This window comes from Caballeronia telluris (assembly GCF_001544495.1).
GTDB lineage: Bacteria > Pseudomonadota > Gammaproteobacteria > Burkholderiales > Burkholderiaceae > Caballeronia > Caballeronia telluris.
On sequence record NZ_FCNZ02000077.1, the window covers coordinates 1 to 6769 of the forward strand.

A 6769-nucleotide genomic window follows, 5' to 3' on the forward strand; every position below is an offset into this window, starting at 1 on the left:
TCTCTCGTCGCTGGCTCGCCGACGAAGAGTGGAAGGCGAACCGTGACCTCGCTTCCCTTGCCCGGACCTTCACTCCGCGCGACCACCGTACCGCCTTGCTGCTCGACCAAACTCCTCACCAGCGCGAGCCCCAAGCCCAATCCCCCTTCAGTGCGCGCCGCACTTCTCTTCCCCTGTTGAAAAAGGTCGAACGCCCGGTCAAGCAACCCGGGCTCCATTCCGACACCGTTGTCCTTCACGCGAACAACGGCTTCGGGCCCATCGCATTCCACTTTCAATTCGATGCGGCCGCTATTGGGCGTGTATTTGGCGGCATTATTTAGCAGATTGCTCAGCACCTGCACCAGTCGATTGGGGTCGCCCCAAACGCAAACCGATTCCGTCGGCAGGCTAACCTCCAACGATGTTGGCGCATGTCCATCAGGGGGCGAACCTGCTCTGTCGAATCGCGAACGACGCGCTTCATGTCTACCGTCTGCTCATCCAGGGACACTCTTCCGGTCGTCACACGAGATACCTCAAGCAGTTCGTCGATAAGCCCGGTTACGTGCTTAACCTGCCGGCTAATCATCTCGCTTACTCGAAGGACCCGCGATTCATCGCCGCTCTCGCGCAACAGTATTTCCGCGCCCGCCCCAATTGGAGCAAGCGGATTGCGCAATTCATGCGCAAGCATCGCGAGGAACTCGTCCTTGCGGCGGTGAGCGTCCCGCAGCTCTTGTTGAGCGAGAACCTGCTCGTGGATATCCGTGGTGCAGCCCACCCACTTGAAGATTGTCTGATCGTCATCCTTTAGCGCAACGGCGCGCGTCAATGTCCACCGATAGGTCCCTGTATGGTGTCTGAGCCGAAACGTTCTTTCGTACGGCTCGCCAGTTGATACACTGCGGCTCCAGGCCAGCTTCGTGCCCTCGACATCATCGGGATGAATGAAGTTGGCCCACAAGTCGCCGAGTCCAGCGTCTCGAGGCACGCCGGCAAACTCGGCAAATTGCTGAGTGTGAAAATCCACGGTACCGTCGGCGCGCGCTGTCCATACATGTTGCGAAAGCGTATTGCTTATGAGCCGGAATTTCTCCTCGCCCAGCCGCCAGGACTCCGAGCGCGCAAGAAGCTGACTGAATGACCGCCTCTCACGCTCTAATTCGGCCCGTTCTTTAGCAACCGCTTGTTCCCGCTCCCGCAGCTCGTCTTCGAGCGTCCTCATGCGATCAAGACGCGCCTCGACCTGTTGGTGGCTCTGAAAGGATTCCGTCAAGTCCTCAATCTGATGGACGACGCACAACAAGCTACCATCCGAGCCCAAGACCGGGGCATTCTTTACGCGCCAGTATCGCGTCTCAAGGCGGCCTGCCTGACACATCCTGTACGGCTGAGTGTCGACTTGCTGTGGCGACCTCGTTTCGATGACGGCAGAAAGTGACGAGCGGATGTCCTCAAGGCTGTCGCGCCCTTGAGCCTCGGAGCGCCCGGGAAACAAATCAAAAAAAGAGCGCCCCACACTCTGCTCGCGAACCGTCCCCGTCTGCTTGAGGTATTCATCGTTCGCGGCGGAAATGGTGAACTCCGCATCAGGTAGGAGAGTCAATATTGCGCTGGGTATCGCGTTGAAGAAGAGCTTTGCATCGCCACCAGCCCCATGACGAGCGCCTGTGCCGTCATCGGGGCCGGCGAATGAACCATCAACTGCTGGTGTATTGAGCATTTCGGCCACCCTCGAGTTCTTTTAAGCGAGCATTGAATCTCTCGAGTGCTGTCGAGGCGAGCGCCGGAAAATTCAAGCGTTTCCATGACAATCTCCTCATCACCGTAGATGATGGTTCGCTTCAGAGCGGATTGCCAGGCAGGCTGCGATGGATAGCCGTAGCTGCGATCGCAGCTTCGCCAACTGCGACGCAAATCTGATTCAGTGAATTAGCTGCATCACCTGCAGCAAACATGCCCGTCACGCTCGTACGCTGCTGCTTGTCCGCGACGATCATGCCGTCTCTGTCTCGTTCGATGTCGAAGCCGCTCAACAGCTCAGTTTCTGGGAAGCAGCCAAGGACCGGATAGACGGCATCGAACATCTGTCGACGCCCGTCTGCGCACACGACGCTCAACGGTCCCTCGGCGTCGTTCGGTACTTGAAGCGCGCTCATCGCTACCAACTCGATGGAGTTTTGCGCGGCCAAGGCGCGCTCCTCGGAGGTCAGCACCGAGAGGTCGGAGGCAACGACTGCTACTCGCGTGCAGAACGTTCGGAAGAACAAGGCGTGCGTCAGCGCACGTGACGCCGAACCCAGCATTGCAATCCGCTTGCCGTGCGCCTCGAAGCCATCACATATCGCGCAGAACCTGAGCAATCCTTGTTGGGTAAGCCGATCGGCTCCGGCGATAGGCGGGAGCCTATCGCGGATTCCACACGCAAGCAGCACACAACGAGTGTGAACCCTGCGCCCGCAAGAACCGCCATTGTTGGCATACTCGATCACGAAGCCGGCGGGCGCCTCCAGTATCGCAACGACTCGGCCGGCGATCACAGGTACCTCGTAGCAATCGACTTGGCGACGCATTTTGTCGACGAGTTCCTTCCCGCTGATGCCGCTTTCGAAACCGGCCAAGTTGCGCACGATCGGAATCAACGACGCTCTGCTCTGCCCGGCATCAACGACCATCGTCGAGCGCCTAAACCGGGCAAGGTAGAGCGCAGCGGTCAGCCCAGCCGGGCCGCCGCCGACAACAACACAATCAAGAACCGGATCCATCATCGACTCCTTCGTTGAGAAGCAATATAGCCGGCTCCCCGGCGGAGGGCGCGTGCGGCCCAGCAATATCGATTCCCAATGGTGGAGGAGACGGAATTTTTACGGCCCACGGCCAAAGGCAATGGCGAGATCGGCACAACCGGCGGGCCAACCGGCAGGCGCTCTACCCTCCATGTCAAGCGGCATCACCAGGCCAAGGAGCATAGCCAGGCCGCGAAGCCCGCGTCCGTTAGCACAGGCCGACCGCCCTCCAGATCTTCGCTGCTCTCATCGACCGGCACCCACCCTTTTTGCTTCAGCCGAGTCAGGTTGCGGCGCACCGTCGCGGCGGCGTCCGCGCCAGAGAGCGACATGGTTTCGGTGACCGCGAGAGTATGACCTGCATGCCACGAGGCAGTCAGCGCCTGCAACAATCAAAACGCGGGGGCGTTGAGCCGTGGCACTGAGGACAATATTTGAATTGACTGAGGACGGCCCACAGATCGGTGATCAGCGGTGCATCCGTTTCTACTAGTAATGGAGCGCTGCCCGCAAGGAACGCTTCGAACATCGCAATTTGGTCGGAATGGCCCGTTCGACCCGGCGCCGCGTGCCCTTCAGGATCGCGAAAAAAATGTGATCGGGTAAATCTTCAGGGACTCGCGGACCGACGACAGCGCTTGCCCGTGTCGGCGAGCAGCGAATATGCCGTATCCGGGTGCTGCGCAAGCGCCAGCCCGACAATGACTTGCACTGCATCGCCGGTTTCCATGATCGCGGCACCGACGACTTGACCGAACAACCCCATATGCGCACCAACGTTATTAGACCCCGCCACGACAGCGTCGTGAGAGAAATTCGCAGCATCCCCTGTTCCCGACCGGTTCGGTACGGGAGTGAGGCTTTCAAAAGCCTAGATTCGCTGCGACGACAACGGCAGCGTTTGCAGTGCGGTCGAGTCACTCCTGCCCGAATTTGGGCCATCCGTTTTGACGCGCGGGCCGGACAAACATGCGAACCGCATCGGCCCGTCGGCGTATGGCAGGAGGACGAGCACTAACCGGTTCACCGCGAGTAATGTGATAAGCAGCATCTTAGTGCTTTCTTGCACGAGCGCCTTCGCATCGTCGTGAGCGGTCATTGTGATGCGAGCATGCGGCCTCAAGGAAATTGCTTCCCTGAAGGCCCGTTTGCAAAATCTGCAGTAGACCGGCAAAGCGATCCACCCGGTCCGCGCGATGCGTCACCAACTCCGAGAACGGACTTTTGGACAGCTGAAGCGACAACGACATCAACCGCCGCCAGCGACTGCGCCACATGGCCCGCAGCCGGTCACCCCACCGCCGAGGTGTCGTTAGATGCAGGTCGCCGACGCGGGCACGCGGATAGCTGCGGACTTGAGCGCTCATCGTCATAGCCAAGTCAAGAGCGCGAAGCAAACAATTAGGATAGCTCGCGACTACCAGTTGTAACTGCTCATAGCACACGCGGTTGCAAGGTGACGGTCGGGTACAGAAGGAGCATGACCTCGCGATCGGGATACGCATCGCCAACTAGAGACCAGCCGTCCCACAGGTACGCCGGCGGGTTTATCGAGGTCGTGAGCCGCCAGGCTGTTTCTGCGGCTCAGGCTTCAGTCGCGTTCACAGGAGAAAGATATGAAAGCGGTTGTGTATCGTGGTCCGCACCAGGTCACGATTGAGAATGTTCCGGATCCCAAAATCGAGCGTCCGACCGACGCCATCGTCAGGATAACCAGTACCAACATCTGCGGTTCCGACCTGCACATGTACGAGGGCCGAACCGACTTCGAGCAAGGCCGCATCTTCGGTCACGAAAATCTGGGCGTCGTTCAGGAGGTCGGGCCTGCCGTGGAGCGGATAAAGCCCGGCGACCGGGTGTGCCTGCCATTCAATATAAGTTGCGGCCACTGCGTGAACTGCGAGCGCGGCCTCACGGCGTTCTGCCTGAGCGCGAACCAGCCGGGAATCGCCGGCGGCGCATTCGGCTTTGCGGACATGGGTCCGTGGCCGGGCGGACAGGCCGAATATCTGCGGGTACCCTGGGCGGACTTCATGTCCTTGAAACTGCCGCCTGACGCCCAGCAGAAGCAGACCGACTACGTGATGTGCGCCGACATCTTCCCGACCGGCTGGCACGCGACCGAACTCGCCGGGTTGAGGCCTGGCGACGCCGTGGTGATCTATGGCTCCGGACCGGTGGGTCTGATGGCCGCACACTCGGCGATGATCAAGGGCGCCCGCAGCGTCATGGTGGTCGATTGCCATCCCGACAGGCTCAAGCTCGCAGAGTCCATCGGCGCGATTGCGATCGACTATTCGAAGGAAGATCCGGTGCAGCGGGTCATGGATCTCACGCAAGGCATGGGCGCGGACGTGGGATGCGAATGCGTCGGCTACCAGTGCCACGATCCGGCTCCGCAACGCCACGAGAACCCCAATCTGACGATGAACAACCTCGTGTCGTCGGTCAAGTTTACTGGCGGGATCGGCGTGGTCGGCGTGTTCATTCCGGAGGACCCGGGCGCGTAGGACGAGCTGGCGAAGAAAGGCCAGATCGCGTTCGATTGGGGCAAGTGCTGGTTCAAAGGCCAGCACATCGCCACGGGCCAGTGCAACGTCAAGGCATACAACCGGCAGTTGCGCGACCTGATACACGCGGGCCGCGCGAAGCCATCGTTCATCGTGTCGCATGAGTTGAAACTCGAAGAAGCGCCTGACGCCTATCAGCACTTCGACGTGCGCGATCACGGCTGGACCAAGGTGGTCTTGCACCCCGGAGGCTAGCGAAGCGACGCGGCGATCGTAGTTGCATGAGCGCTCGGGCTCATCGCTCAATCTGAGTTTGGCGATGCATCCCGCGGTCCAGTCCCACGACTCAGGGCCACGCGTGCGATGAGCTCGAGCGTCGCAAACATTTCTCGTCGATTCCGCTGCACGGTACGAACCGCGTAGCGGGCACCACGGCGGTCAGTAATCTTGGGAGCATTCGTTATGGCAAGCGACATTCTTGCTATGCGGCCGCGCGAATTATTGGGGCGCGGCGGTCATTCTTCGGCCATTTCGGCCAGAGAAACAATGCGAGGCATTGGCTGGATCCCCGTTGCGCTCAGCGCGGCCTTGATCGTGTCCGGACTCGCCGGCCGAAAGAAAGGTGCCGCGGCTCTTGCGCTCACTGCTTGCGCGGGCATAGCCGCGGTGAGGGCCGGGTACGGTGTCCCGCTCCTTCGCGGAGGGGAAAACAGCAAGGGGCGAACTGGGACCGCCGGCGCGACGCCGGAGGTGGAGCGTGCAATCACCATCGGCAAGACTGCGGACGAGCTTCGTCGACTCTGGCTTGCGCCCGGGACGCTCCCGCAACTCATGGCAGGCTTCGCGACGTTGCACCCGACCGGCGACGGCCGCATGCGCTGGGAAATAAGGACGCCGCTCGGTCGCGCCTACAAATGGGAATCGGAGATTGTAGACGGTCCCGGCGGAGGCGTCGGCTGGCGCTCGCTGCCTGACGCCGCCATTCCGAACGAAGGATCCGTCCGCTTCGACTCCGCCCCGAACGACCGCGGCACGGTGGCGACGCTGCACGTCCGGTTCGACCCGCCCGGCGGCGCTCTCGGTGAAGGCCTGCTCCAACTCCTCGGGACCACGCCGCTGAGTCTGGTCGCGGACAACGCGCTGCGGCGCTTCAAGAGCCTCGTCGAAACCGGCGAGATTCCCACCACTGAGCGGCAGCCCGCTGCTCGCGCAACCACGCGTTAAGGAGAGTGAGCATGCGAGCACTGTACTGGAACGGGGTAAACGACCTGCGCGTCGGGACTGTGAAAGACCCGGAGATCATCAATCCCCGCGACGCAATCCTGCGCGTCAGTCTGTCGACGACCTGCGGCTCGGATCTTCACTTCATCGACGGCTACATCCCGACAATGAAGTCCGGCGATGTCATCGGCCACGAGTTCATGGGCGTGATCGAGGAGATCGGCCCCGAGGTGAAGCGCCTCGCGAAGGGCGACCGCGTCGTGGTTCCTT

At 61.0% G+C, this 6769-nt stretch carries 5 protein-coding genes and 1 pseudogene; 3 read left to right on the top strand and 3 right to left on the bottom strand.

Annotation, left to right across the window (positions count from 1 at the left end; genetic code table 11):
• From AWB66_RS31785 to AWB66_RS31795, 3 genes are all read right to left on the bottom strand, one after another.
• The coding region (locus AWB66_RS31785) for a sensor histidine kinase (RefSeq protein ID WP_200819126.1) at positions 1–338 on the bottom strand (338 nt) is incomplete at its 3' end.
• A complete protein-coding gene (locus tag AWB66_RS31790) occupies positions 332–1705 on the bottom strand; it encodes a PAS domain-containing sensor histidine kinase (protein WP_087633961.1) in 1374 nt (457 codons plus the stop codon). The genes AWB66_RS31785 and AWB66_RS31790, both read right to left, overlap by 7 nt.
• A gap of 121 nt (positions 1706–1826) precedes the next feature.
• The gene (locus tag AWB66_RS31795) at positions 1827–2747 is read right to left on the bottom strand and encodes an NAD(P)/FAD-dependent oxidoreductase (protein WP_159462991.1); all 921 of its coding nucleotides are present in this window, start codon (positions 2745–2747) and stop codon (positions 1827–1829) included.
• Positions 2748–4384: 1637 nt separating this feature from the next.
• On the opposite strand from AWB66_RS31795, the pseudogene AWB66_RS31805 reads away from it, so the two are divergent.
• The 3 genes and pseudogenes from AWB66_RS31805 to AWB66_RS31815 all read left to right on the top strand — a co-directional run.
• Positions 4385–5533 (top strand): annotated as a pseudogene (locus tag AWB66_RS31805) (glutathione-independent formaldehyde dehydrogenase).
• 207 nt (positions 5534–5740) lie between these two features.
• The gene (locus AWB66_RS34155) at positions 5741–6502 is read left to right on the top strand and encodes an SRPBCC family protein (protein WP_200819127.1); all 762 of its coding nucleotides are present in this window, start codon (positions 5741–5743) and stop codon (positions 6500–6502) included.
• A gap of 11 nt (positions 6503–6513) precedes the next feature.
• The coding region (locus AWB66_RS31815; RefSeq protein ID WP_087633965.1) for an alcohol dehydrogenase catalytic domain-containing protein at positions 6514–6769 on the top strand (256 nt) is incomplete at its 3' end.